This is a genomic window from Roseovarius autotrophicus (assembly GCF_018069895.1).
Classification (GTDB): Bacteria; Pseudomonadota; Alphaproteobacteria; order Rhodobacterales; family Rhodobacteraceae; genus Roseovarius; species Roseovarius autotrophicus.
The window spans coordinates 37,630-59,890 of the sequence record NZ_JAGQDH010000002.1; the positions used below are offsets into that span (position 1 = coordinate 37,630).

The 22,261-nt window shown below is 64.6% G+C and carries 22 protein-coding genes; 15 read left to right on the forward strand and 7 right to left on the reverse strand.

What is annotated here, in order from left to right; translation table 11 throughout:
* The first annotated feature begins 8 nt into the window (after window positions 1–8).
* From KAK09_RS03240 to KAK09_RS03275, 8 genes are all read left to right on the forward strand, one after another.
* A complete protein-coding gene (locus KAK09_RS03240; RefSeq protein ID WP_210877421.1) occupies window positions 9–1,100 on the forward strand; it encodes an ABC transporter ATP-binding protein in 1,092 nt (363 codons plus the stop codon).
* A 76-nt stretch (window positions 1,101–1,176) separates the two neighbouring features.
* The gene (locus tag KAK09_RS03245) at window positions 1,177–2,049 is read left to right on the forward strand and encodes a carbohydrate ABC transporter permease (protein WP_210877422.1); all 873 of its coding nucleotides are present in this window, start codon (window positions 1,177–1,179) and stop codon (window positions 2,047–2,049) included.
* A 112-nt stretch (window positions 2,050–2,161) separates the two neighbouring features.
* Window positions 2,162–2,974 (forward strand): carbohydrate ABC transporter permease, encoded by an 813-nt coding sequence (locus KAK09_RS03250; RefSeq protein WP_210877652.1) that lies wholly within the window; start codon window positions 2,162–2,164, stop codon window positions 2,972–2,974.
* Window positions 2,975–3,383: 409 nt separating this feature from the next.
* Complete coding sequence (locus KAK09_RS03255; RefSeq protein ID WP_210877423.1) at window positions 3,384–3,686, forward strand: hypothetical protein; 303 nt, start codon at window positions 3,384–3,386, stop codon at window positions 3,684–3,686.
* A gap of 13 nt (window positions 3,687–3,699) precedes the next feature.
* Window positions 3,700–3,972, forward strand: a complete 273-nt coding sequence (locus tag KAK09_RS03260; protein WP_210877424.1) for a DUF2160 domain-containing protein — start codon at window positions 3,700–3,702, stop codon at window positions 3,970–3,972.
* A 42-nt stretch (window positions 3,973–4,014) separates the two neighbouring features.
* The gene (locus KAK09_RS03265; protein ID WP_210877425.1) at window positions 4,015–5,718 is read left to right on the forward strand and encodes an ABC transporter substrate-binding protein; all 1,704 of its coding nucleotides are present in this window, start codon (window positions 4,015–4,017) and stop codon (window positions 5,716–5,718) included.
* Window positions 5,719–5,850: 132 nt separating this feature from the next.
* Window positions 5,851–7,338, forward strand: coding sequence for a glycerol kinase GlpK (glpK, locus tag KAK09_RS03270; RefSeq protein ID WP_210877426.1), 1,488 nt, complete (start codon window positions 5,851–5,853; stop codon window positions 7,336–7,338).
* A 61-nt stretch (window positions 7,339–7,399) separates the two neighbouring features.
* Window positions 7,400–8,488 (forward strand): glycosyltransferase, encoded by a 1,089-nt coding sequence (locus KAK09_RS03275; protein WP_210877427.1) that lies wholly within the window; start codon window positions 7,400–7,402, stop codon window positions 8,486–8,488.
* Window positions 8,489–8,539: 51 nt separating this feature from the next.
* On the opposite strand, the gene KAK09_RS03280 is transcribed toward KAK09_RS03275, so the two are convergent.
* A complete protein-coding gene (locus KAK09_RS03280) occupies window positions 8,540–9,586 on the reverse strand; it encodes a DMT family transporter (RefSeq protein WP_210877428.1) in 1,047 nt (348 codons plus the stop codon).
* Between the two features lie 254 nt (window positions 9,587–9,840).
* Here KAK09_RS03280 and KAK09_RS03285 point away from each other — a divergent pair, with 254 nt between their 5' ends.
* Window positions 9,841–10,719 (forward strand): hypothetical protein, encoded by an 879-nt coding sequence (locus KAK09_RS03285; protein WP_210877429.1) that lies wholly within the window; start codon window positions 9,841–9,843, stop codon window positions 10,717–10,719.
* Window positions 10,720–10,985: 266 nt separating this feature from the next.
* On the forward strand, window positions 10,986–12,251 hold the full coding sequence (locus KAK09_RS03290) for a glutamate-5-semialdehyde dehydrogenase (RefSeq protein WP_210877430.1): 1,266 nt from the start codon (window positions 10,986–10,988) through the stop codon (window positions 12,249–12,251).
* A 5-nt stretch (window positions 12,252–12,256) separates the two neighbouring features.
* Here KAK09_RS03290 and KAK09_RS03295 read toward each other — a convergent pair whose 3' ends face one another.
* Together KAK09_RS03295 and KAK09_RS03300 are read right to left on the reverse strand one after the other, a co-directional pair.
* On the reverse strand, window positions 12,257–13,129 hold the full coding sequence (locus KAK09_RS03295; RefSeq protein ID WP_210877431.1) for an S-methyl-5'-thioadenosine phosphorylase: 873 nt from the start codon (window positions 13,127–13,129) through the stop codon (window positions 12,257–12,259).
* A 124-nt stretch (window positions 13,130–13,253) separates the two neighbouring features.
* Window positions 13,254–14,063 (reverse strand): cysteine hydrolase family protein, encoded by an 810-nt coding sequence (locus tag KAK09_RS03300; protein ID WP_210877432.1) that lies wholly within the window; start codon window positions 14,061–14,063, stop codon window positions 13,254–13,256.
* 123 nt (window positions 14,064–14,186) lie between these two features.
* On the opposite strand from KAK09_RS03300, the gene KAK09_RS03305 reads away from it, so the two are divergent.
* On the forward strand, window positions 14,187–15,125 hold the full coding sequence (locus tag KAK09_RS03305; protein WP_210877433.1) for an AraC family transcriptional regulator: 939 nt from the start codon (window positions 14,187–14,189) through the stop codon (window positions 15,123–15,125).
* Here KAK09_RS03305 and KAK09_RS03310 read toward each other — a convergent pair.
* Window positions 15,092–16,465 (reverse strand): diguanylate cyclase, encoded by a 1,374-nt coding sequence (locus tag KAK09_RS03310; RefSeq protein ID WP_210877434.1) that lies wholly within the window; start codon window positions 16,463–16,465, stop codon window positions 15,092–15,094. The two genes, KAK09_RS03305 and KAK09_RS03310, sit on opposite strands and share 34 nt — an antisense overlap.
* Before the next feature lie 86 nt (window positions 16,466–16,551).
* Between KAK09_RS03310 and KAK09_RS03315 the strand changes: the two genes are divergently transcribed.
* Genes KAK09_RS03315 through KAK09_RS03330 form a run of 4 tightly spaced genes read left to right on the forward strand, consistent with a single transcriptional unit; the run spans window position 16,552 to window position 20,049 of the window.
* Complete coding sequence (locus KAK09_RS03315) at window positions 16,552–16,836, forward strand: DUF3572 domain-containing protein (RefSeq protein ID WP_210877435.1); 285 nt, start codon at window positions 16,552–16,554, stop codon at window positions 16,834–16,836.
* Complete coding sequence (locus KAK09_RS03320; protein ID WP_210877436.1) at window positions 16,833–17,528, forward strand: HAD family hydrolase; 696 nt, start codon at window positions 16,833–16,835, stop codon at window positions 17,526–17,528. Before KAK09_RS03315 ends, KAK09_RS03320 begins: the two co-directional genes overlap by 4 nt.
* Window positions 17,525–18,433: an EamA family transporter gene (locus tag KAK09_RS03325; protein ID WP_210877437.1), complete on the forward strand. Its 909-nt coding sequence runs from the start codon at window positions 17,525–17,527 to the stop codon at window positions 18,431–18,433. The genes KAK09_RS03320 and KAK09_RS03325 overlap by 4 nt, the downstream gene beginning before the upstream one ends.
* A gap of 53 nt (window positions 18,434–18,486) precedes the next feature.
* Entirely contained in the window at window positions 18,487–20,049 is a 1,563-nt protein-coding gene (locus KAK09_RS03330; RefSeq protein ID WP_210877438.1) for a trimethylamine methyltransferase family protein, read from the forward strand.
* Between the two features lie 17 nt (window positions 20,050–20,066).
* Here KAK09_RS03330 and KAK09_RS03335 read toward each other — a convergent pair whose 3' ends face one another.
* The 3 genes from KAK09_RS03335 to KAK09_RS03345 form a co-directional block, all read right to left on the reverse strand.
* A complete protein-coding gene (locus tag KAK09_RS03335; protein ID WP_210877439.1) occupies window positions 20,067–20,747 on the reverse strand; it encodes an NYN domain-containing protein in 681 nt (226 codons plus the stop codon).
* Window positions 20,748–20,864: 117 nt separating this feature from the next.
* On the reverse strand, window positions 20,865–21,608 hold the full coding sequence (locus KAK09_RS03340) for an ABC transporter permease (protein WP_210877440.1): 744 nt from the start codon (window positions 21,606–21,608) through the stop codon (window positions 20,865–20,867).
* Window positions 21,605–22,261, reverse strand: a complete 657-nt coding sequence (locus KAK09_RS03345) for a TenA family protein (protein WP_210877441.1) — start codon at window positions 22,259–22,261, stop codon at window positions 21,605–21,607. The genes KAK09_RS03340 and KAK09_RS03345 overlap by 4 nt, the downstream gene beginning before the upstream one ends.

Genomic DNA, 22,261 nt, shown 5'->3' on the forward strand with positions numbered 1-22,261 from the left:
GGGGAAAGATGGCGAAGATCACGCTCGACAATCTGGCGCACAGCTATCTGGACAATCCGGCATCGGACGAGGATTGGGCGCTCAAGGAGATGAACCATGTCTGGGGCGATGGCGAGGCCTATGCGCTTCTGGGGGCCTCGGGCTGCGGCAAGTCCACGCTCTTGAACATCATCTCCGGCCTCCTGCGGCCCTCGCGCGGGCGGATCCTGTTTGGCGACACGGACGTGACCGATGCGCCGACGGCGGCGCGCAACATCGCGCAGGTGTTCCAGTTTCCGGTGGTCTACGACACCATGACCGTGCGCGAGAACCTTGCCTTTCCGCTGCGCAATCGCGGCGCGGAGCCGGGCTATATCGCGACCCGCGTGCAGGCGATTGCCGCGATGATCGGCATGGAGGCCGAGCTTGACCGCAAGGCGCGCGGCCTGACGGCGGATGCCAAGCAGAAGATCAGCCTCGGGCGCGGGATGGTGCGCGAGGATGTGAACGCGCTTTTGTTCGACGAGCCGCTGACGGTGATCGACCCGCATATGAAATGGGAGTTGCGCACGCAGTTGAAGGCGCTTCACCACCAGTTCGGGCATACCATGATCTATGTGACGCATGACCAGACAGAGGCGCTGACCTTCGCCGACAAGGTGGTGGTGATGCATGAGGGGCGCGTGGTGCAGATGGGCACGCCGCAAGAGCTGTTCGAGCGGCCCGAGCATACATTCGTGGGCTATTTCATCGGCTCGCCGGGGATGAACCTGCTGCCCGCCGAAGTCGAGGGCGCGCGCGCGCGGGTGGCCGGACACGAGGTGGCGCTTGGGGCCGATTACGGGCGACCGACGGGCCGGGTGGAGATCGGCGTGCGGCCCGACTTCGTGACGCTCACGCAAGAAGAAGGCCTGCCGGTCACGGTCAGGCGGATCGAGGACGTGGGTCGCCACCGTATTGCGCGGCTCGATGCGGGGGGCCATGCGATCAACGCCATCCTGCCCGAGGGCGCGGCGCTGAGCGAGGGGGCGCGCCGCGCGCGCTTTGCCCCCGATGCGGTCAATGTCTATGTCGATGACTGGCGCATCGCGCCGACACAGGCCCTTGAGGAGGTATCATGATGGTTCGGGTTTCAGATGACTGCGCGCCCGAGGATGACGTCGCCATGAATGGAATCCGCCGCGAGGAGGCCGCCTGATGGAAAAGACCACCAATCAGAAGGCGTGGTTCCTGGTGCTGCCGGTGCTGGTGCTGGTGGCGTTCTCCGCCGTCATCCCGCTGATGACTGTGGTCAACTATTCGGTGCAGGACACGTTCGGCAACAACCGCTTTTTCTGGGTCGGCCTCGAATGGTTCGAGGAGATGCTGGCCTCTGACCGGATGTGGGCGGCGCTGCGGCGGCAGGTGATCTTTTCGGCCATCATCCTTGTCATCGAGGTACCTCTTGGCGTGCTCATTGCGCTGCATATGCCCAAACGCGGCGTCTGGGTCTCGGTTTGCCTTGTGCTCATGTCGCTGCCGCTTCTGATCCCGTGGAACGTGGTGGGCACCATCTGGCAGATCTTCGGGCGCGTCGATATCGGGCTTCTGGGCTATACGCTGGCCGCTTTGGGCATCGACTACAACTATACGCAGAACACCTTTGACGCCTGGGTGACGGTGATCGTGATGGATGTCTGGCACTGGACCTCGCTGGTGGCGCTTCTGGCCTATGCTGGTCTCAAATCCATCCCAGACGCCTATTATCAGGCCGCCCGCATAGATCAGGCAAGCCGGTGGGCGGTGTTCCGCTATATCGAACTGCCAAAGATGATGGGGGTTCTGATGATCGCAATTCTCCTGCGCTTCATGGACAGTTTCATGATCTATACCGAGCCGTTCGTGGTCACCGGCGGGGGCCCCGGCAATGCCACCACGTTCCTCTCCATCGACCTTGTGAAGATGGCCTTGGGGCAGTTCGACCTTGGCCCGGCGGCGGCGTTCTCGATCATGTATTTCCTCGTGATCCTGCTGGTGAGCTGGGTGTTCTACACGGTGATGACCAATCTCGACAAGCGGGAGGGCAAGTGATGGCGGGTCTGTTCATTTTCCACGTCATCCTCGGGCTTGACCCGAGGATCTGTCCTTCACGAGATCCTCGGGTCAAGCCCGAGGATGACGCGGCATGCGTGGGGGTATCGCAATGACTGGCCGACATCTGCCGCGCATCAACATCGTGATGGTGCTCTATCTCCTGTTCCTGATGCTGCCGATCTACTGGCTGGCGAACATGAGCCTCAAGACCAATACCGAGATTCTCGGCGGCTTCAGCCTCTGGCCGCGCGATCTGACCTTTGCCAATTATGCCAAGATCCTTGGCGATCCGGCCTGGTATATGGGCTATGTCAATTCGATCATCTATGTGAGCATGAACACGGTGCTGTCGGTGGCGGTGGCGCTGCCTGCGGCCTATGCATTCTCGCGCTACCGGTTCATGGGCGACAAGCACCTGTTCTTCTGGCTGCTGACCAATCGCATGGCGCCGCCTGCGGTCTTTGCGCTGCCGTTCTTTCAGCTTTATTCCTCGGTGGGCCTGTTTGACACGCATATCGCGGTGGCGCTGGCGCATACGCTGTTCAACGTGCCGCTGGCGGTGTGGATTCTGGAAGGGTTCATGCGCGGCGTGCCGAAGGAAATCGACGAGACCGCCTATATCGACGGCTATTCGTTCCCGCGCTTCTTCGTGAAGATATTCATGCCGCTGATCGCAAGCGGCGTGGGCGTGGCCGCGTTCTTCTGCTTCATGTTCTCATGGGTGGAACTGCTGCTTTCGCGCACGCTCACCAGCGTGGACGCCAAACCGATTGCCGCCACCATGACGCGCACCGTCTCGGCAAGCGGCATGGACTGGGGCGTGCTGGCTGCCGCCGGGGTGCTGACCATCCTGCCGGGGGCCCTGGTGATCTGGTTCGTGCGCAATTACATTGCCAAGGGCTTTGCCCTGGGGAGGGTGTGAACATGAAATCCGAGTGGGTGATAAAACGATTCGATGGCGATACCTGCACGGATGAATGGACCGTTCCAAGCGGCTGCAACATCAACAAATTGCTTGAGCGTTTATACGCGAGAGAGCTTTGCCCAAGTGAAATAATAAATTCCACCCGTCGTTCCAACGACAAATGGTTCTACGACTGGTTTGAAATAAAGAACAGAACAAGGCCCACCGATCCAATCGAGATCGGGGACGGCACGGTATACACAGCTCAAAAAAGGGAGTGCAAATAGATGGCATGGACATGGTCCTCCGCCGCCTTTTTCGCGGTAATCGCTCCCGGAATGGTCGCCCCGACGATCTTGCCATGTGCTCTGCTGATCTTGTTCGTGCGCAACAACATCGCCAAGGGCTTTGCCCTAGGGAGGGTGTGATGAGTCTTCTATTTCCACTAAAATTCAATGCTGCTGTTGCTAGTATTGGTATCAATCCCAACGCCTTTCCAAAAGAACTCCGAAGGAAAGTGCAGGACTTTGCAATCGGCCACCGCCTGACTCCTGAGGAGGGGGCACTGATACTCATGTCTCAACTCGGGATTGGTGCTCCGATTGAAGAACTGGAAAGAGCTATGATGGTTTGGCGTTATGAGCGAAAGGTAAACTTTCACAATGAGCATGTTCGTAATGCGCTGGATCAAATGGGCTACGACACTTCGCGTTTCCAAGAACCAGAATAAGGGGCTTTGAACAATGGCCTGGATGGCATGGACCACGCCCACGGCGATCTTTTTCGTCGTCATCGCCTGTCTGCTCATCACCTTCACGGTGCTGGCGATCAAATTCCCCGAAACCCCGCGCGTCGGTATTCTCAGGATAGAGACCACGCGGGGGGATCGTCTTTTCATTACGCTTCTGGGCTCGGCCTTCATCAATCTGGCCTGGCTCGGACTTGTCGGCGCAAATCAACCTTATGCGCTGATCGTGTGCCTCATCTATGCTGCGGCGGTGTTTCGCTGGGTGTGAGGGGCATAACCACCTGACTGAGAGTTCATAAGGGAGGACAACATGAACTTGCGATTGACCACGACAACGGCGCTTGTCTCGCTCGGCCTGATGGCCGGGCCGGCCTTCGCTGACATGGAGGCTGCGCGCGCCTTTCTGGACGAGCGCATCGAGCGTTCGGTCCTGAGCCGCGCGGAGCAGGAAGCGGAGATGCAATGGTTCATCGACGCGGCGGCACCGTTCCGGGGCATGACGATCAACGTCGTCTCTGAAACCATCACCACCCATGAATGGGAGGCGGGTGTGCTGGCCCCCGCCTTCAGCGCCATCACCGGGATCACCATCAAGCATGATCTGATCGGCGAGGGCGATGTGGTCGAAAAGCTGCAAACCCAGCTTCAGACCGGCGAGAACGTCTATGACATGTATATCAACGATGCCGATCTGATCGGCACGCACTGGCGCTATCAGCAGACCCGCAACCTGACCGACTGGATGGTGGGCGAGGGTGCGGATGTGACAAATCCCGACCTGGATCTTGGCGATTTCATCGGGCTGAGCTTTGCCACCGGGCCGGATGGCAAGCTCTATCAACTGCCTGTCCAGCAATTCGCCAATCTCTACTGGTTCCGCCATGACTGGTTCACCGACCCGGCGATCATGGCCGAGTTCAAGGAGAGATACGGCTATGATCTGGGCGTGCCGGTCAACTGGTCGGCCTATGAGGACATTGCCGAATTCTTTACCGGCCGCCAGATCGACGGACAGACCGTCTATGGCAACATGGACTATGGCAAGAAGGACCCAAGCCTTGGCTGGCGCTTTACCGATGCCTGGATGTCGATGGCAGGCATGGGATCGAAGGGCGAGCCGAACGGCTTTCCGGTCGATGAATGGGGCATTCGGGTGAACGACCAGTATCAGCCCGTCGGCTCTTGTGTGGCGCGGGGCGGAGCGACGAACAGCCCGGCGGCGGTCTATGCGATCGAGAAATACATCAAGTGGTTGCAGCAATATTCCCCGCCCGCCGCAGCCGGCATGACCTTTGGCGAGGCCGGGCCGGTGCCTGCGCAGGGCAACATTGCCCAGCAGATGTTCTGGTATACTGCGTTTACCGCCGACATGGTCAAGCCCGGCCTGCCGGTGATGAACGAGGACGGAACGCCCAAGTGGCGCATGGCCCCCAGCCCGCACGGTGTCTATTGGGAAGAGGGCATGAAGGTCGGCTATCAGGATGCGGGGTCTGTCACGCTTCTGGAATCGACGCCGGTGGACCGGGCCAAGGCGGCCTGGCTCTATGGTCAGTTTCTGGTGGCCAAGACCGTCGATCTGGAGAAATCCCATGCCGGCCTGACCTTCGTGCGCGACAGCACCATCAACCACCAGAGCTTTAGCGACCGTGCGCCGCAGCTTGGCGGTCTGGTCGAGTTCTACCGCTCGCCCGCGCGCACGCAATGGTCCGATACCGGCTTCAACGTGCCGGATTATCCGCGCCTTGCGCAACTGTGGTGGCAGAATATCGGTGATGCCTCGTCGGGTGCCAAGACGGCACAAGAGGCGCTCGATGCGCTTTGCGAACAGCAGGAGGCGGTGATGGCGCGGCTTGAGCGTGCGGGTGTGCAGGGCGAGTTCGGCCCCAAGCTGAACGACCCGCAGAACCCCGAATACTGGCTGAGCCAGCCGGGATCGCCCAAGCCCAAGCTGGAGAACGAGGAGGAAACCCCGATCACGATCTCCTATGAGGAACTGATCAAGTCCTGGCAGTGACGACAGGTGCCGGGGCGCGTTCAGGCGCGCCCCGGTGCAGGCGTCATCATCCGGCTTGACCGGATGATCTCTGGATCGGGAGATCCTCGGGTCATGCCCGAGGATGACGTGCAAAATATAATGGACCGAGTCATGACCCATATCCTAGCCATCGACCAGGGCACCACGTCGAGCCGCGCGATCCTTTTCGATGCGGCGATGCGCCCCATAGCCAGCGCACAGGAGGAATTTCCGCAGCATTACCCCGATTCCGGCTGGGTCGAGCACGAGGCAGATGACCTCTGGTCCACCACCGCCGCAACCTGCCGCGCCGCCATCGAGAAGGCCGGGATCACCGGCGCGGATGTGGCCGCCATCGGCATCACCAACCAGCGTGAAACCACCGTGGTCTGGGACCGCCACACCGGCCGCGCGATCCATCGCGCGATCGTCTGGCAGGACCGGCGCACCGCCGAATTCTGCGCGCGGCTGCGCGAGGCCGGGCATGAGGAGATGGTGAACGCCCGCACCGGCCTGCTGCTCGATCCTTATTTTTCGGGCACGAAACTGCGCTGGATCCTCGACAATGTGGAGGGCGCGCGCGAGAAGGCGCGCGCGGGCGATCTGCTCTTTGGCACGGTGGACAGTTTCATCATCTGGAAGCTCACAGGCGGGCGGGTTCACGCGACCGACGCCACCAACGCCGCGCGCACGTTGCTTTACGACATCCGCAAGGGGCGGTGGAGCGCGACCATCTGCGATCTGCTCGACATTCCCATGCAGATGCTGCCCGAGGTGCGCGACAGCGCGGCCGAATATGGCACGACGCGTGCCGATCTCTTTGGCCACGAAATCCCCATTCTGGGCGTGGCGGGCGATCAGCAGGCGGCGACCGTGGGGCAGGCGTGTTTTCAGCCCGGAATGCTCAAATCCACCTATGGCACGGGCTGTTTCGCGCTGTTGAATACGGGCGAGACGCCGGTCACCTCGAAGAACCGCCTGCTCACCACCATCGCCTATCAGCTGGACGGCCAGCCCACCTATGCGCTCGAAGGCTCGATCTTTGTCGCGGGCGCGGTGGTGCAATGGCTGCGCGACGGGCTGAAAGTGATCCGCGAGGCGCGCGAGACGCAGCCGCTGGCCGATGCCGCCGACCCGCATCAGGAGGTGGTGCTTGTGCCCGCCTTCACCGGGCTTGGCGCGCCCTATTGGCGCCCCGATTGCCGGGGCGCGATCTTTGGCCTTACGCGCGGCACGGGGCCTGCGGAACTGGCGCGCGCGGCGCTTGAAAGCGTGGGTTTCCAGACCCGCGACCTGCTTGAGGCGATGCGTGCCGACTGGGCGGGGCAGGGGGCTGATGCCGTCCTGCGGGTGGATGGGGGCATGAGCGCGAGCGATTGGACCATGCAGTTTCTGGCCGACATTCTTGACGCGCCGGTGGACCGTCCTCAGGTGCTTGAGACGACGGCGCTCGGCGCGGCGTGGCTCGCGGGAATGCGCGCGGGGATCTATCCCGGACAGGCGGAATTTGCCCGAAGCTGGGCGCTCGAGCGGCAGTTCCTGCCCACAATGCCCGCCGAGACCCGCGCGCGCAAATGTGCGGCCTGGGCGCGGGCGATCACGGCGACGCTATCGGTGTGAGCGCGCCCGTTGTGGCGCGCTCAGCTTCGTTCTAGGCTCCGCCCAAACAGGAGGAGCCGCCATGCACGCCCCCATCAGCGCCATCATTCCCGCCCACAACGAGGCCGCGACCATCGCGAAGGTCGTCACCACCATGCGGGCCATGGCCCCTGTGGCCGAGGTGGTGGTGATCGACAACGGTTCTGAGGACGGCACGGCCGAGGCTGCGCGTATGGCGGGCGCCACTGTCGTCAGCGAGGCACGGCGCGGTATGGGGCACGCGGTGCGGTGCGGCGTGGCGGCGGCGCGGCATGACTGGGTGATGAAGGTCGATGCCGATCTGGGGCGGTTCGACACGGCGCTTTTTGCCCGCATGGCCGAGGCGCGCGCGCCGGGCGTGGGGCTGGTGAAAGGTGCCTGGAACGATCCGCACGACAACATGCCGATGACGCGGCTTCTGGTGCGGCCCGCGCTGCGCCTCATGTTTCCGGGGCTGGGGGGGCTCAACGCGCCCAATACCGGGATTTATCTTTTCGATCGTTCCATGATTGCCCACGAGCAGCTGACTGGCGATTACGCCGTCGATCTTGACGTGATGCTGCGCGTTTACGCGGCGGGGGCGGGGGTGGCGGAGGTCGATATCGGGCGGATCGTGCATGATGCACGGGACGTGGGCCATTACAATGCCATGGCCGAGCAGATCCTCGCGTTTTTCCTCTCGCGTCAACCGCTTGGGCTGCTGGAAGAAGTGGTGGTTATGGCCGAGACCGAGACGGATGTCGCGCGTCATGCGGGGGGGGTGATCGCAGGAAAGCTGATCTCGGGGGCGCGGGTGAGCGTCTATCTGGCCGAGGGCGGCGGGGTGCTTGACGCTGTGTTTGCGGTCTATCCCACCTATCGTCGTGCGCCGCTTGCCAAGGCCGCGCGCCATGTGCCCCACGCGAATGCGGCACGGCAGCGGGTAATTGCGTCGCACGCCATCCGGCCCGAGGCGATGCGCGCCCCCGTGCCGGTGGACATCTGGGAGATGCCCGGCGCGGCGGGATTTGCGGCGGATGTTTCGGTCGGGACCGGCGCCGGGGGGGCGCTCAAGCGCGCGGCGCTGGACCGGTTGGGACTGTCGGGCGCGGTTTCCCCGCGCGAGGTTTTTCGGGTGGTGGCCGAGGGGTAATGATCGCGCCCGTCATCCTCGGGCTTGACCCGAGGATGACGGGGTTTCCGCTCACGCGCCCTTGAAATTCACCTCGCCCTCATGTTCCAGCGCGCGTTCCGCCGCCTGTCTTCTCGTTGCGCAATCCTCGCGCATCCGTTGTGAACGGATGCGCCCGTATTGCCCGAGGCCGATGGCCAGCAGGATGATCGCCCCGCCGGGAATGAGGCCCGGACCAGGATCCTCGCCCAGAAGGATCATGGCAATGAGGATGGCGGCGAGTGGCGAGAACGAGGTGGCCAGAGACACATCGCCCGAGCGCGCGTATTTCAGCCCGAGCGCCCAGGCGAACTGTCCGCCGATCACCACGATAAGCGCATAGATCCAGACCCATTCCCACACCAGCGGATGGAACACGTCCTGGAAATGGTCAGGGCCGAAGAGATAGATCGCGAGGAAGAAATAGAAGATGGTGCCTACCACGGTGCGGTAGATCGCGAAAATCCCCATCGGGATACCGCGCAGACCGGTGCGCGCAACCAGTGTCGAGGCTATATAGGACAATGTCGCCAGAAGCGCCCCGATCTCGCCCTTGCCGATGTCGAAGCCGCCGCCGCCGTTCAGCCAAAGCATCAGCACCGCGCCGCCAAGCGCCACGAGACCGGCGACAAAGGCCCAAGGCTCGAACTCCTCGCGCAGGAAGAGCCAGACCGCGAGCAAAAACAGAGGCGGTTCGATCCGACCCACAAGGACCACGTTGGTCACCGTGGTTTTTTCCAGTGCATAAAAGAAAAGCCCCGGCGTCAGCGCCGAGGACAGGAAGGCCGATAGTGTCAGGATCATCCAGTGCCGGCGCGTCAGCTTGCGCAGGTTTTCAAGCGTCCATTCACGCCAGAACATGAAACTCATCGGCACGATCGACATGAGCGAACCCACGAACAGCAGGTTGCAATAGGTGATGACATTGCGCCCCATCACCCGGTTTTCCATGCCGATCTCAGCCAGAAGCGAGACGATGGAATTGCCCGCAGCGAAAATCACCACTGCCAGCCAGGCGAGGCTTGCGCCCATCATCACACGGGAATTGTCGGGCAGGGTTTGAGTGCTGGCCTCGGCCATCGAGATAATCCTTGTGAGCACATGAACGGCTGCCCCAACATGCGCTGCACAATCCATGCTTGCAAATGACGTTACCGCACAGGCGTTCACTTTCGGTAAATCGCGGCGCAACATTGTTTCAGGCGCTCTTGTGTGCACGCCGCGCCGATCACGCCACCGTGCGCCGTATTGCGAAACCGCCTGTGCCGCTTGTAATCGCGTATCCGGGCGGGCAGGTTCGCCCCATCCATCCCGTGACCCGAGGGACCAAGGCCATGAACAACCAGCCACAAGACGAAAGCTTTGTCACGATCTTCGATGACACTTATGACCAGCCCGATTGCCGCGCCTATTTCCGCATGCTGGACGCGCTTGGCTATCGCAACCAGATGCATGCTGTGGCGTTGTTTCGCAAGGGGCTGGGTGCGTTGTGCCGGGTGCGCGGCCTTGCCGCGCCGCGCCTTCTGGATTTCGCGTCAAGCTATGGGCTTGTCACGCTCCTGATGCGCCACGAGATTTCGCTGATCGATGTGTTCGACCGCTACCGCGCGCCGGACTTCGATCGCATGTCGCCCGCCGAGGTGATCGCGGGGGATCGCACCTGGCTGGCGCGTCTGCCCTGCTACTCGCCGCCCCTGCATGTGATTGGCCTCGACGTGATGCCGAATGCCATCGCCTATGGTCACGCCGTGGGGCTGTTCGACGAAGGCTTTGCCGAGAACCTCGAAGTGGACGCAGCCTCGCCCGCTCTGGCGGCCGCGCTCGGGCAGGTGGACATGATCGTGGAATGCGGTTCGGTCGCGCAGCTCATGCCGCGCACGCTTGACCGTGTTCTGACGGCCTGCGGCGAGAGGAAGCCCTGGATCATGACCTCGCCCATTCGCGGCAACGAGCGCGCGGCAGCGGTCGAGGTGCTGGTGCGCCACGGCATGCGGCAGGAGGTGCTGCCGGTGGCGCCCTTCATCCACCGCCGTTTCGAAAGCCCCGAGGAGCAGGCCCGCGCCATCGCCAATGCCCGCGCGGCCGGACACGCGCCCGAGGGCTACGAGACCACGGGCCATTTCCATGCCCAGGTGCTGCTTGCGCGGCCCGAAGGCGAGGGCGGTGCGCCCGGGGAATGGCCCGAGTTGCGTGGCTTGGTGCCCTTGTCGTGAGGCGGCGCAGGCGCTTGCTCGGCGGGATTGCGCCGCGCCTCGCCGACCCCGATGCCTGACGTGATAGGGCTTGATCCGGTTTCCTGCGGGGCGGCTGTCCGGAGGCCGACTTGTCAGCGCGCGCAAGTGCGGTGTGGTTCTCATCGTCCCGATTTCGGGACTGACGATCCGCTGATCGGTCCTTGACCTGCCATCTGCGGGCGAGGGCGTTGCAGGCGGGTGCGGTGCCGGGCTATAAGGGGCCCTCAGCAGCGGAAGGCAAGCCGATGAAGGATCTCACCGACATTCCCGCCCTCATGGCCGAAATCGGCGCGCGCGCCCGCGTGGCCGCCGCGGACCTCGCCACCGCCACACCAGAGACCAAGCAGGCCGCCCTCGAAGCCGCTGCCGAGGCGGTCTGGACGGGCCGCGACGCGATTCTGGCCGCCAACGCGCAGGACATGGAGGCCGGCCGCGACAAGGGGCTGACGCCGGCCATGCTCGACCGGCTCATGCTCGACGAAAAGCGGCTCTGGGGCGTGGTCGAAGGGTTGCGCGCGGTGGCGGCGCAGGACGATCCCGTGGGGCAGATCATTGCCGAATGGGATCGGCCCAATGGCCTGCATATCCAGCGGGTACGCACCCCGCTGGGCGTGATCGGCGTGATCTACGAAAGCCGTCCCAACGTCACCGCCGATGCCGGTGCGCTGTGCCTCAAATCGGGCAATGCGGTGATTCTGCGCGGCGGGTCCGAGAGCTTTCACTCCTCGGGCGCGATCCATGCCTGCCTTGTCGAGGGGCTGAAATCCGCCGGATTGCCCGAGGATGCGATCCAGCGCGTGCCGGTGACCGACCGTGCGGCGGTGCAGCTCATGCTGGGCATGACCGACCATATCGACGTGATCGTGCCGCGCGGCGGCAAGGGCCTTGTGGGCCTGGTGCAGGCCGAGGCGCGGGTGCCGGTCTTTGCCCATCTCGAAGGCATCGTGCATATCTATCTTGACGCCGAGGCGGACCCGGAAAAGGCGCTCAAGGTCGTGCTCAACGCCAAGACCCGGCGCACAGGGATTTGTGGCGCCGCCGAATGCCTGCTCATCCACCGCGAGATCGCCGACACCATAGGGCAGGGCGTGATTCGGGCGCTGATCGACGCGGGCGTGGAGGTGCGGGCCGACGCGGCGCTTCAATCCATCCCCGGCGTGACGCCTGCCAGCGACGAGGACTGGGGGCGCGAGTATCTCGACAGCATCATCGCTGCCAGAGTGGTCGATAACCTTGACGCCGCCATCGCCCATATCCGGCAGTATGGGTCGAGCCACACCGATTGCATCGTGACCGAGGACGCGGGCGCGGTGGCGCGCTTCTTTTCCCGGCTCGACAGCGCCATCCTGATGCACAACGCATCGACGCAATTTGCCGACGGGAGCGAATTCGGCATGGGCGCGGAAATCGGTATAGCCACCGGCAAGATGCACGCGCGCGGCCCGGTGGGGGCGGAACAACTGACCAGCTTCAAATATCTGGTGACGGGCGACGGCGCGGTCAGGGACTGAAGCCTCTACAGCACCCGCCCCGCCACCGCGTCGAGCCGCGCCAGAGCCTCGGGGGCGCGTCTCTCGGGCGTGGTGAGCAGCGCGAAGTCGAGCGCGCGGTCGCAGCCATGCGGGCAGGGGGCGCGGGTCGCGCCCAGAAGCGCGGGCAGGCGGCGGACAAGGGCGCGGCCCTTGTCGGCATTGGCCCCGAGCGTGGCGATGATCGTGGTGATATCGACCGCGCCATGATCCGGGTGCCAGCTGTCATAATCCGTGATCATGGCGACCGAAGCATAGCAAAGCTCGGCCTCACGGGCGAGCTTGGCCTCGGGCATCCCGGTCATGCCGATCACGTCGCAACCCCATTGATCGCGGTAGAGTTTCGATTCGGCCATGGTCGAGAATTGCGGACCTTCCATCGCCAGATAGGTGCCGCCGCGATGCACGGTGATACCCGCGTCACGCGCGGCCTGCTCGCAGGCGTCCGAAAGGCGCGCGCAGGTCGGGTGCGCAACGCTGACATGGGCCACGCAGCCGGGGCCGAAAAAGGATTTCTCGCGCGCGAAGGTGCGGTCGATATATTGATCGACAAGGACAAAATCGCCGGGGGCCAGATCTTCGCGGAACGATCCGCAAGCCGAGACGCTGATCACATCGGTCACGCCCAGCCGTTTGAGTGCGTCGATATTGGCGCGGTAGGGGACAGAGGAGGGGCTATGGACATGGCCGCGCCCGTGGCGCGGCAGAAAAGCCATGGGCACGCCGTCTAGCCGCCCGGTCAGGATCGCGTCCGAGGGGGCGCCCCAGGGCGTCTCGACGTTCTGCCATGTGGCGCCTTCCAGCCCGTCGATATCATACAGTCCCGAACCGCCGATCACCCCGATCATGGTCTTTGCCATTGCCCTGACTCCGTCTTGGTCTGATGCAGGCTTAGGCCGGATCGCGGCAAAAGAAAATGCCCGCGCGGTTGCGTGATCCCGCGCGGGCGGCCTCGTTCATCCCCGGCAACGGCCGGTGGCGCACTCAGCCGAGCATCGCCACGACCTCATCCGTGGTCCAGAGCGCGTTGGCCATGTAACGGAAGTTGATGAGCGCCGCGAGATAGCCGTCACCCTCGGGCAGCATCGCCGCCGCGGTCCCGTCCGAGACCACCGCCACCTCGAAGCCTTGTTCGAGCAGTTCGCGCATATGCGCTTCGGTGCAGAGGTTGGCGGACATGCCGGCAAGGATCACCTGATCCACCCCCGCCTTGCGCAATTGCAGCGCAAGATCGTTGGTTTCCGGCCCGTAAACCTTGTGCGGCGAGCAAATGATCGTCTTGCCGTCAAGGATATAGGGCTTGTATTGCGGCATGTAATCGGCGCCCGAGCCTTCGAACCCCTCCATGCTCACCGGGCTGGTGCGGTCGAACATGCCGATGGCATGCATCAGTTTTTCCAGCGCGCCGCCGAATTTCCACGTGTGATCGCTTGGGTAGTAGTAATGCGGCGAGATGGCGACGGGGATATCCGCGCCCTTGGCCGCCTTGAACAGCCGTTCGATGTTCGCGACGGTGTTGTTGGCGGTGACACTCGCGCCGACCGCGCCCCAGGCGACGCCGTCGGGCGAGAGAAAGTCAATCTGCGGATCGGTGACGACGAGCGCGGCGCGGCTGAGGTCGAGCACCATGTCGCTTGGTGGCAGGAACGGCTCTGCGGGTGGCGCGTAGGGGTTGTCTTGCGCGCGCGCGCCGGTGGTCGCAAGGCCGGTGGCGGCGGCAAGTGCGGCGGTGCCGGTCAACGCGGCGCGGCGGGTGAATTTGGGGTCATGATCGTGGTCAGGGCAATTGCACATGGGGTCCTCCCTTGGTGAGTGTTGGCGGTAGTCTGGCGGGGGCGATGTGCCTTTGCGTCCCGAATCTGGGGCAAGAGATGAATTTTTCGTGCCTTTCCTTGCAGGCTGCGGCAAGGTGAGGCCATGCAGGAGCATCCCCACGACCGGATTCTCGACGCGCTTGAGATTAGCGCCGACCCCTTTGCGATCTGTGCGCTTGAAGGCGCGTGCAGCATGGGGTTGGGCCGCAATCCGCGCGCCACGCTGCATTATGTGCTGGGCGGGCAAGGTGTCTTGTCGGTGCAGGGGATGGCACCGCTGGAGCTGCAACCGGGGCGGCTTGTGCTGGTGCCGGCGAGCCGAAGCCATTCGTTGAACAATCGCGGGGGTGGGCAGGTGGGCTTGCCCGCGTGTCGGCCGGTCGGGCTCGATCTGGAGGCGCATTTGGCGCGTGGCGAGGGGGCGGGGGTGATGGTCGTGCTGTGCTCGACCATCTCGCTGGGGTTGCGCGGGACGCATGGGCTGATTGACCTTTTGCGCGCGCCGCTCAGCCTCGATGTGACCGCGAGCCCGGTGGCCGCGCAGGCGATGGCAGCGCTGGTGGCCGAGATGGGCAGCGCGCGGCCCGGTCAAGGCGCAATGGTGCGCGCGCTCTTGCTGCAATGCCTGATCGAGATGTTGCGCACGCGGCTGGAGGCGGGCGATCCGGGGGTGACATGGCTGGCGGCGCTGGCCGATCCGGGGTTGTGGCGGGGTTTGCGCGCGATGCTTGACGAACCCGGCAGCCCCCACACGCTGGAAAGCCTTGCCGGGGCGGCAGGGATGAGCCGGTCACGCTTTGCGGCGCGGTTTCAGGCGGCTTACGGCCAGGGTGCGATGACGCTTCTGCGCGATTTGCGGCTTGCGCGCGCCGCGCAGATGCTGACAGAGCGGCGTGCGCCGGTGGATCAGGTGGCGCGTGCGGTGGGTTTCCAGAGCCGGAGCGCCTTTAGCCGCGCCTTTGTCGCCATGTGGGGCGAAGCGCCGCGCGCCTTTCGCGCGCGCGGCGCTCAGGCGGCGGATCGTGCGCAGAACCGCGCCTGATTGCGTCCACGCGCCTTGGCCGCATAAAGAGCGCGATCGGCCTGTTCCAGCAGGGTCTGCATGAGGGGCGGCGGAAGTCCGGGGCGGGAGGCGGCCACGGTGACGCCGATGCTGAGGGTGACCGGAATCGGCGCCCCCCCGCCGGGAATGATCACCGGGGTGGCGCTGACCGCCTCGCAGAGCCGGGCCGCCACCTCCTGTGCCTGGGCGCGCGACGTGTCGGGCAGCGCGATCAGGAATTCCTCGCCGCCGATGCGCGCCAGAAGATCGCCTTCGCGCAGATGCGCGCGCAACCGCTCGGTCACCGCGCACAGCACGGCATCGCCCGCGACATGGCCATGCCGGTCATTGATCCGCTTGAAGAAATCGAGATCGGCCACCATCACGGCAAGGCTCTTGCGGTTGAGTGTGAGGCGCGCGATCTGCCGTTCGAGCCAGGGCAGGGCATGGCGACGGTTATAGGCCCCGGTGAGCGGGTCACGCAGCGCCGCCTCCAGCCCCGAGCGCATATGCGCGTGCAACCCTTCTTTCAGGCGCTTGTGGCGCATCTGGCGGGCGATCCGCTGAGCGAGTTCCTCGGGCCTGATCCGGGCCGGTACCACCTCATCCGCGCCGATGTCGAGCAGCGTCACGGCAAGCGGAGCGGCATCGTTCTCGAGCATGGCTATCACCGGGCAATGGCGCGTGCCGGGTGCGGCCTTTAGATCGGCCAGAAGGCGCAGCCCCTCTTCGGCCTGCGCCATGGCGAGGCGGATCACGAATACATCCTGTGGCTCGCGATTGGGAGGGGTGTCGAGCGTGAGACAGGTCAGGCGATGTGGCACCTGATCGGCAAGGGATGCGCGCAAGGCGAGCATCTCGGCGCGGCCCGGCCCGAACAGGGCGACACGGCCCAGCGGGGAAAGCGCGGCCTGGGTCTCGGCAAAGCCTGTCACGCTGCCGATCTGGGCCAGCAGTTCCTCTGTGGCCATGCGCTGACGCAAGAAGTTGCGCAACCGTGCCAGAAGAAGCGGTTCCGGGATCGGCTTGCTCAGCACTTCGTCGGCGCCCGCGCGCAGCAATGCCAGACGTTCGGCGGTGTCGTCCTCGCTCTGGAGCAGGACGATGGGCACATGAGCGAGCCGGTCCACACGGCGCAGCGCGCGCACGAACGGCTCTGCGCTTTGTCCGCCGAGGCGGGCATTGACGAGGATGAGGTCGGGCGCGTCACGCATAGCCATGCGCAGTGCCTCGCGCGCCGCACCCGCCTGCACCGCGCGATAGGGCGCGGTCGCGAGCTTGACCTTGAGGACGATCCGGTTGGTGGCCAGATCGTCAACGATGAGAATGGTGCCCGACATCGCGGTTGCGCCTTTGCCCTTAGCGTTTACCTTTCGCTTACTCTCGCGCTAAGTGGTTAAGAAAACCTTTCCGGGATTTGATAAACATGACCATGATGCGGGAAACCGCCGAAACTGTCGCGCTACAGGCGTTGGGTTGGCTGGCCGGGAATGATGAGTTGTGGCCGGTGTTTCTCGGCGCGACCGGGGCCTCGGAGGCGGATTTCCGCGCGCGCGCGGCGGAGGCCGAGTTTCTCGGCGCGGTACTCGATTTTGTGATGATGGACGATCACTGGGTGGTGGCGTTCTGCGATTCGCAGGGCCACAAATATGACCTGCCGATGCGGGCGCGCGCCGCCCTGCCAGGCGGGCAGGAGATGAACTGGACATGAGATTGCGCGCCGATGCGGTGCTGTTCGACAAGGACGGGACCCTGTTCGATTTTCACGCCACCTGGAGCCATTGGGCGCATGAGGTGCTGCATGATCTGGCGGCAGGCGACGCGGGTCTTGTCGTGCGGCTTGCCGCGACGGTCGATTACGACCTTGTCGTGCGCCGGTTCCGCCCGACAAGCCCGGTCATCGCCGGGACCAACCGCGAGGCGGCGGAATGTCTGGCCACCGCGCTGCCAGGGCGCAGCGTGGCGGCGATCGAAGATCACCTGATGCTGAGCGCGGCGCGCGCGCCGCTTGCGCCCGCCGTGCCGCTCATGCCTTACCTCGACGGGTTGCGGGGGCAGGGGCTGCGGCTTGGGGTGATGACCAATGACACGGAATACGGCGCGCGCGCGCATCTGGGTGCGGCGGGGGTTCTGGAGCGGTTCGATTTCATCGCAGGCTTCGATTCCGGCTTTGGCGCCAAGCCCGCGCCGGGGCCGTTGCTGGCCTTCGCGCATGCGGTGAATGTGGCCCCGGCGCGCGTGGTCATGGTGGGCGACAGCACCCATGACCTGATCGCGGGGCGCGCGGCGGGCATGGCCTGTGTCGGCGTGCTGACGGGCACGGCGATTGCACAGGATCTTTTGCCCTTGGCCGATGCCGTTCTGCCGGATATCGGCCATCTGCCCGGCTGGCTTCTGGCGTGACGCGCCATCCGCTCTTCGGGTTGGCGCTGGCCATATTCGGTGCGCTGATGCTGACGCCCGACGCGCTTTTCATGCGGCTCTCGGGCATGGCGGGCTATCAGATGGTGGGCTGGCGCGGAGTCATGATGGGGACGGTCATGCTGATCCTCTGGAGCGTCACGGCACGCGCCAAGGCGCGCGATCTGGCGATGCTGGCCACCGGCACGGGCGCGCTGCTTGTCGTCACGCAATATGCCAACATGACGCTGTTCAGCCTTGGCATCGCGCATGCGCCGGTGGCAGTGATGCTTCTGGGCGTGGCCACGGCCCCGGTTTTCGCAGCGCTCTTGTCATGGGCGGTGATGGCAGAGCGCACGCGCCCCGCCACATGGGTGGCCATTGTCGCGGTCATGGCCGGGCTGGCGCTGGCGGTTTCGGGGGGCGACGGCACGGACGCGGGCAGCGCGGTGCTGGGGCTTGCGGCGGGGCTGGGGGTGGCGCTGGTGCTGGCGCTCAACTTCGTGCTGTTGCGCGCGCGCCCGGACATGCCCATTGCGCTGGTGATCGGGCTTGGCGCGGTGCTGGCGGGGGCGACGGGCTGGGCGGTGACGGGGCCGGCGCAGATGGGGCAGGGCGCGGTCTGGGCCATCGCGGTTTGCGGCCTTGTCATCCTGCCGGTGTCGTTCTTCTCGCTCTCGTTTGCCTCTCGCCACACGCACGCCTCCAATGTGAGCCTGCTTTTGTTGCTGGAGACCGTGCTCGGCCCGCTCTGGGTCTGGCTGGGCGTGGGGGAGCGGCCGACGCCGGTCATGCTTGCAGGCGGCGCGGTGGTGGTGGCAAGCCTTGCGCTCTATCTCTGGCATGAGGGACGGCGGCGGCGCGCCGAGTTGAAAAAACGACAGGCTGCGTCGCAAAGCGGCGGGTGACGCGCGCGCGCACGGTGTTTCGTAGGCCGGGACGAGCACCGGGAGGGCGCGACATGGCCGAAGATCTCAAACGCAGGACACGCAGTGGCGGGCGCGCGGGCAATGCCGCGCGGCGCGGTGGCGCAGCGATCGAGCAGATGCCCTGGAACCCGCCGCTGAACATCGACTCGCCGGTGGAGCCGCTCTCGCCCGAGGGTGTTCTGGCGATCCACGATGGCGCCATGCGGATACTTGAGGAGATCGGGATCGAATTTCTCAACCCCGAGGCGGTGGCGATCCTGCGCGCCTCTGGCGGCTGCGAGATCAACGGCGAGAATGTCCGCATGGGCCGCGATTTCGTCATGGAGATGATCGGCAAGGCGCCCGAAAGCTGGACCATCACACCACGCAACCCGGACCGCCGTATCACCATGGGGGGCAATCACCTTAATTTCGGCAATGTCTCCTCGCCGCCGAGTTACTGGGATATGAAGATCGGGCGCAAGGTCGCGGGCACCCGCGAGATGTGCCAGAACCTGCTGAAACTGACGCAATATTTCAACTGCATCCATTTCGCGGGCGGCTATCCGGTGGAGCCGCAGGATATTCATGCCAGCGTCCGGCATCTGGACGTGCTCTATGACAAGCTGACGCTGACCGACAAGGCGATGCATGCCTATTCCTTGGGCGCGGAGCGGGTCGATGACGTGATGGAGATGGTGCGCATCGCGGGGGGGCTGACACACGAAGAATTCGAGGCGACGCCCCGGATGTATACCAACATCAACTCTACCTCGCCGCTCAAGCACGACTTTCCGATGCTCGATGGCTGGATGCGGCTGGCGCGGCGCGGGCAGGGTCTGGTGGTGACGCCGTTCACCTTGGCCGGGGCCATGGCGCCGGTGACGATGGCGGGGGCGGTGGCGCAGTCGATTGCCGAGGCGCTCTGTGCGGTGGTGCTGGCGCAGCTGATCCGCCCCGGCGCGCCCTGTGCCATTGGCACATTTACCAGCAACGTGGACATGAAATCCGGCGCGCCCGCATTCGGGACGCCGGAATACATGCGCGCCACGCAGATGACCGGGCAATTGGCGCGGTTCTACAAGCTGCCGTTGCGGGCGTCTGGTGTCTGTGCTGCGAACGTGCCCGACGGGCAGGCGATGTGGGAGACTTCGAACAGCCTGTGGTCGGCGGTGCAGGCGGGGGCGCATATGGTCTATCACGCCGCCGGGTGGCTGGAGGGCGGATTGATCGCCAGCCCTGAGAAATTCATCATGGATTGCGAGATTTTGCAGCAAATCCAACGCTATATGGACCCGATGCTGACCGCCACAGGCCCTGACGAGATCGCCATAGAGGCGATCCGCGAGGTCGGCGACAAGGGGCATTTCTTTGGCATCCAGCACACGCAGGACCGCTATACCACGGCCTTTTATCAGCCCTTCCTCTCTGATTGGCGCAATTATGAGGCTTGGGAGTCGGCTGGCGCGGTCTGGACACCGGCGCGCGCGCATCAGGTGTTTCAGGACATCATCGCCGACTTTGAGGCCCCGCCGATGGAGGGCGCGGTGCGCGCGGAACTGGCGGATTTCGTGGCCCGGCGCAAGGCCGAGGGCGGGGCACCGACGGATTTCTGAGGGATTTCCGAAGGGCGTTAGACCGGGGTGTTCGCAAACCCCTCGGGTCTGAAGCGCACATTCGCCTTCGGCCCCTTGGGGTCAAGATTGTAGAGCGCGGCGCGTTTAGTCAGATAGGTGCGCCAGGTCTTGTCGGGCAGTTCGCTGATCTTGAAGTCGTGCTCGCTCCGCATCAGGTTCGCCAGAGATGTAATTGGAATGCCGTGGCCGTTCTTGCTGTTCTTCTGGATGACAGCCTTGATTTTCCTGTCTATCAGATCGACCTTTCCGGGCTGATCCGGTTTCGGGCATTGCGGCGCGCTTGCGGGCAACACCTCGAACAGGGAACACGCTGCGCGCAATCTCTCGACCGTCTTGGCTTCGCCTGCGCCGATCACGGTCAGGCCGTAGCCGCGCAAACGGGTGGCGAGGTGGGTAAAGTCCTGATCCGAACTGACCAGCATAACAGCCTCGCATTTCCCGGAAAGCGCGCGTTCCATCGCGTCGATGCAGATCAGCATGTCGGTCGCGTTCTTGCCACTGCCGGAATGGACAAAGTGAAATCCGGGCATCCTTTCCCAATCGGGAAGATTGCATGCATTGCCATAGGCGCGCACAAGATCCGGCGCGCCGTGTCGTCGGGCGAGTGCGAGGATGTGCCCGGCCTGCGCGGCGGGAATGTTGTCGGCATCGACAAAGACCGAGAGGCGGGTAGACATGGCAAAGGTGATCCTGAAATACGCGTCCAGACGATGTGAGTCTCAAAATCCGGTAGGATCAAGGTAAAGGGCGGGCGAATTCCGGGCAATCCCTGCTGGCGTGCCGAATGGGTCCGCTCAGCCTGCCGAGTGCCCATCCAGCCACCTTCTACACCCCCGATCCACCCCGGCGTGCAGCAAGAGCGTCAGGAGCGCCAGCACGATGAGGGCGGCGAACATGAGGTCGATCTTGGCGCGGCCATTGGCCAGAAGCATGAGATAGCCCAGCCCCTTGGACGCCCCCACCCATTCACCGATGATCGCCCCGATGGGCGCATAGACCGCCGCCAGCCGCAGACCCGAGGCGAAACCGGGCAGGGCGGCGGGCACGCGGATATGCCACATGAGCCGCGTGCCGTTCGCGCCCATGACGCGCCCGAGATCGAGCAACGGCTGCGGCGTGCGCATGAGCGCGTCGAAAAAGGCCGAGGTGACCGGAAAATAGATGATCAGCAGCGCCATGGCGATCTTGGAGGCAAGCCCGTAGCCCAGCCAGAGCGTCAGGATCGGCGCGAGGGCAAAGACGGGAATCGCCTGTGAAAACACCATCATCGGGCGGATCAGGCGGCGCGCCACGGGCGAGGCGGCAAGGCCGATGGCCGAGGTCCCGCCCAGCACCGCCCCGAGCGCCAGCCCGATAAGCACTTCGGCAGCGGTGATCACGCCGTGTTCGGCAATGAGCGCACGGCTTGTCCAGAGGGCCTCGGCCACGCGCCCTGGCCCCGGCAGGATAAAGGGCGGCAGGCTCGCCAGCATCACCAGCGCCTGCCACAGGCCAAGCGCCAGTGCGGTCGAGGCGGCGATGGTCAGCACGCGGGTCATGCGGTGGCGAAATCTGCGAGGGCGGCGGCAAAGAACGCGCGTTCAAGCCGGGTGGCGCGGGCGAAAAGGGCGGCGGTCTCGGCCTGCTCCTGCGGCCCGATCTTTGGCCAGGTGCGGTCAAGTTGGTCACGCAGATAAGCCACCACGCCCTCGAAGCCCGCGCCGCTGTGGAGCGTGATCCACTCTCCGGCCCAGAATGGCAAATCGCGCGCCTTGTCCTCATGTGGGTGCGCCCAGTCGAGATAGCACCATTCCGCCACCACCAGCACCGCCAGCATCCGTGGGTAACTGCCCGAGCCCGTGGCCTCGGCCATCAGCGCCTGAAAATCGGCGGTGACCGGATGGGCGGGGGCGGGGGGCGTGACCGTGCCGCCGAGGGCGGTGATCGCACGCTCGAAATAGGTGTTCTCCGGCCCGGTCACGAGGGCCAGGAACTGCGCCGCCGGGATGGCGTCCGGCAATGTGGGCGCATGGGCGATGGCCGAAGCCAGAAGCCGCACGAAACCGCCAAGAAAAAGGTGATCCTGCCGCAGATAGGCCAGCATCCGGGCCTCGGTCAGGCGGCCCGCGACAAGATCGCCGGTAAAGCGGTGATGCGTGGCGGCGTGCCAGTCCTCGGCGACAAGCGATTGCAGGTGGTCGGTGGGGCGCAT

What these genes read in the sequence shown, in the direction of transcription:
- KAK09_RS03240 (WP_210877421.1), top strand. Translation starts at nt 9, where the DNA reads ATGGCGAAGATCACGCTCGACAATCTGGCGCACAGCTATCTGGACAAT.
- KAK09_RS03245 (WP_210877422.1), top strand. Translation starts at nt 1,177, where the DNA reads ATGGAAAAGACCACCAATCAGAAGGCGTGGTTCCTGGTGCTGCCGGTG.
- KAK09_RS03250 (WP_210877652.1), top strand. Translation starts at nt 2,162, where the DNA reads ATGACTGGCCGACATCTGCCGCGCATCAACATCGTGATGGTGCTCTAT.
- KAK09_RS03255 (WP_210877423.1), top strand. Translation starts at nt 3,384, where the DNA reads ATGAGTCTTCTATTTCCACTAAAATTCAATGCTGCTGTTGCTAGTATT.
- KAK09_RS03260 (WP_210877424.1), top strand. Translation starts at nt 3,700, where the DNA reads ATGGCCTGGATGGCATGGACCACGCCCACGGCGATCTTTTTCGTCGTC.
- KAK09_RS03265 (WP_210877425.1), top strand. Translation starts at nt 4,015, where the DNA reads ATGAACTTGCGATTGACCACGACAACGGCGCTTGTCTCGCTCGGCCTG.
- glpK (WP_210877426.1), top strand. Translation starts at nt 5,851, where the DNA reads ATGACCCATATCCTAGCCATCGACCAGGGCACCACGTCGAGCCGCGCG.
- KAK09_RS03275 (WP_210877427.1), top strand. Translation starts at nt 7,400, where the DNA reads ATGCACGCCCCCATCAGCGCCATCATTCCCGCCCACAACGAGGCCGCG.
- KAK09_RS03280 (WP_210877428.1), bottom strand. Translation starts at nt 9,586, where the DNA reads ATGGCCGAGGCCAGCACTCAAACCCTGCCCGACAATTCCCGTGTGATG.
- KAK09_RS03285 (WP_210877429.1), top strand. Translation starts at nt 9,841, where the DNA reads ATGAACAACCAGCCACAAGACGAAAGCTTTGTCACGATCTTCGATGAC.
- KAK09_RS03290 (WP_210877430.1), top strand. Translation starts at nt 10,986, where the DNA reads ATGAAGGATCTCACCGACATTCCCGCCCTCATGGCCGAAATCGGCGCG.
- KAK09_RS03295 (WP_210877431.1), bottom strand. Translation starts at nt 13,129, where the DNA reads ATGGCAAAGACCATGATCGGGGTGATCGGCGGTTCGGGACTGTATGAT.
- KAK09_RS03300 (WP_210877432.1), bottom strand. Translation starts at nt 14,063, where the DNA reads ATGTGCAATTGCCCTGACCACGATCATGACCCCAAATTCACCCGCCGC.
- KAK09_RS03305 (WP_210877433.1), top strand. Translation starts at nt 14,187, where the DNA reads ATGCAGGAGCATCCCCACGACCGGATTCTCGACGCGCTTGAGATTAGC.
- KAK09_RS03310 (WP_210877434.1), bottom strand. Translation starts at nt 16,465, where the DNA reads ATGTCGGGCACCATTCTCATCGTTGACGATCTGGCCACCAACCGGATC.
- KAK09_RS03315 (WP_210877435.1), top strand. Translation starts at nt 16,552, where the DNA reads ATGACCATGATGCGGGAAACCGCCGAAACTGTCGCGCTACAGGCGTTG.
- KAK09_RS03320 (WP_210877436.1), top strand. Translation starts at nt 16,833, where the DNA reads ATGAGATTGCGCGCCGATGCGGTGCTGTTCGACAAGGACGGGACCCTG.
- KAK09_RS03330 (WP_210877438.1), top strand. Translation starts at nt 18,487, where the DNA reads ATGGCCGAAGATCTCAAACGCAGGACACGCAGTGGCGGGCGCGCGGGC.
- KAK09_RS03335 (WP_210877439.1), bottom strand. Translation starts at nt 20,747, where the DNA reads ATGTCTACCCGCCTCTCGGTCTTTGTCGATGCCGACAACATTCCCGCC.
- KAK09_RS03340 (WP_210877440.1), bottom strand. Translation starts at nt 21,608, where the DNA reads ATGACCCGCGTGCTGACCATCGCCGCCTCGACCGCACTGGCGCTTGGC.
- KAK09_RS03345 (WP_210877441.1), bottom strand. Translation starts at nt 22,261, where the DNA reads ATGCGCCCCACCGACCACCTGCAATCGCTTGTCGCCGAGGACTGGCAC.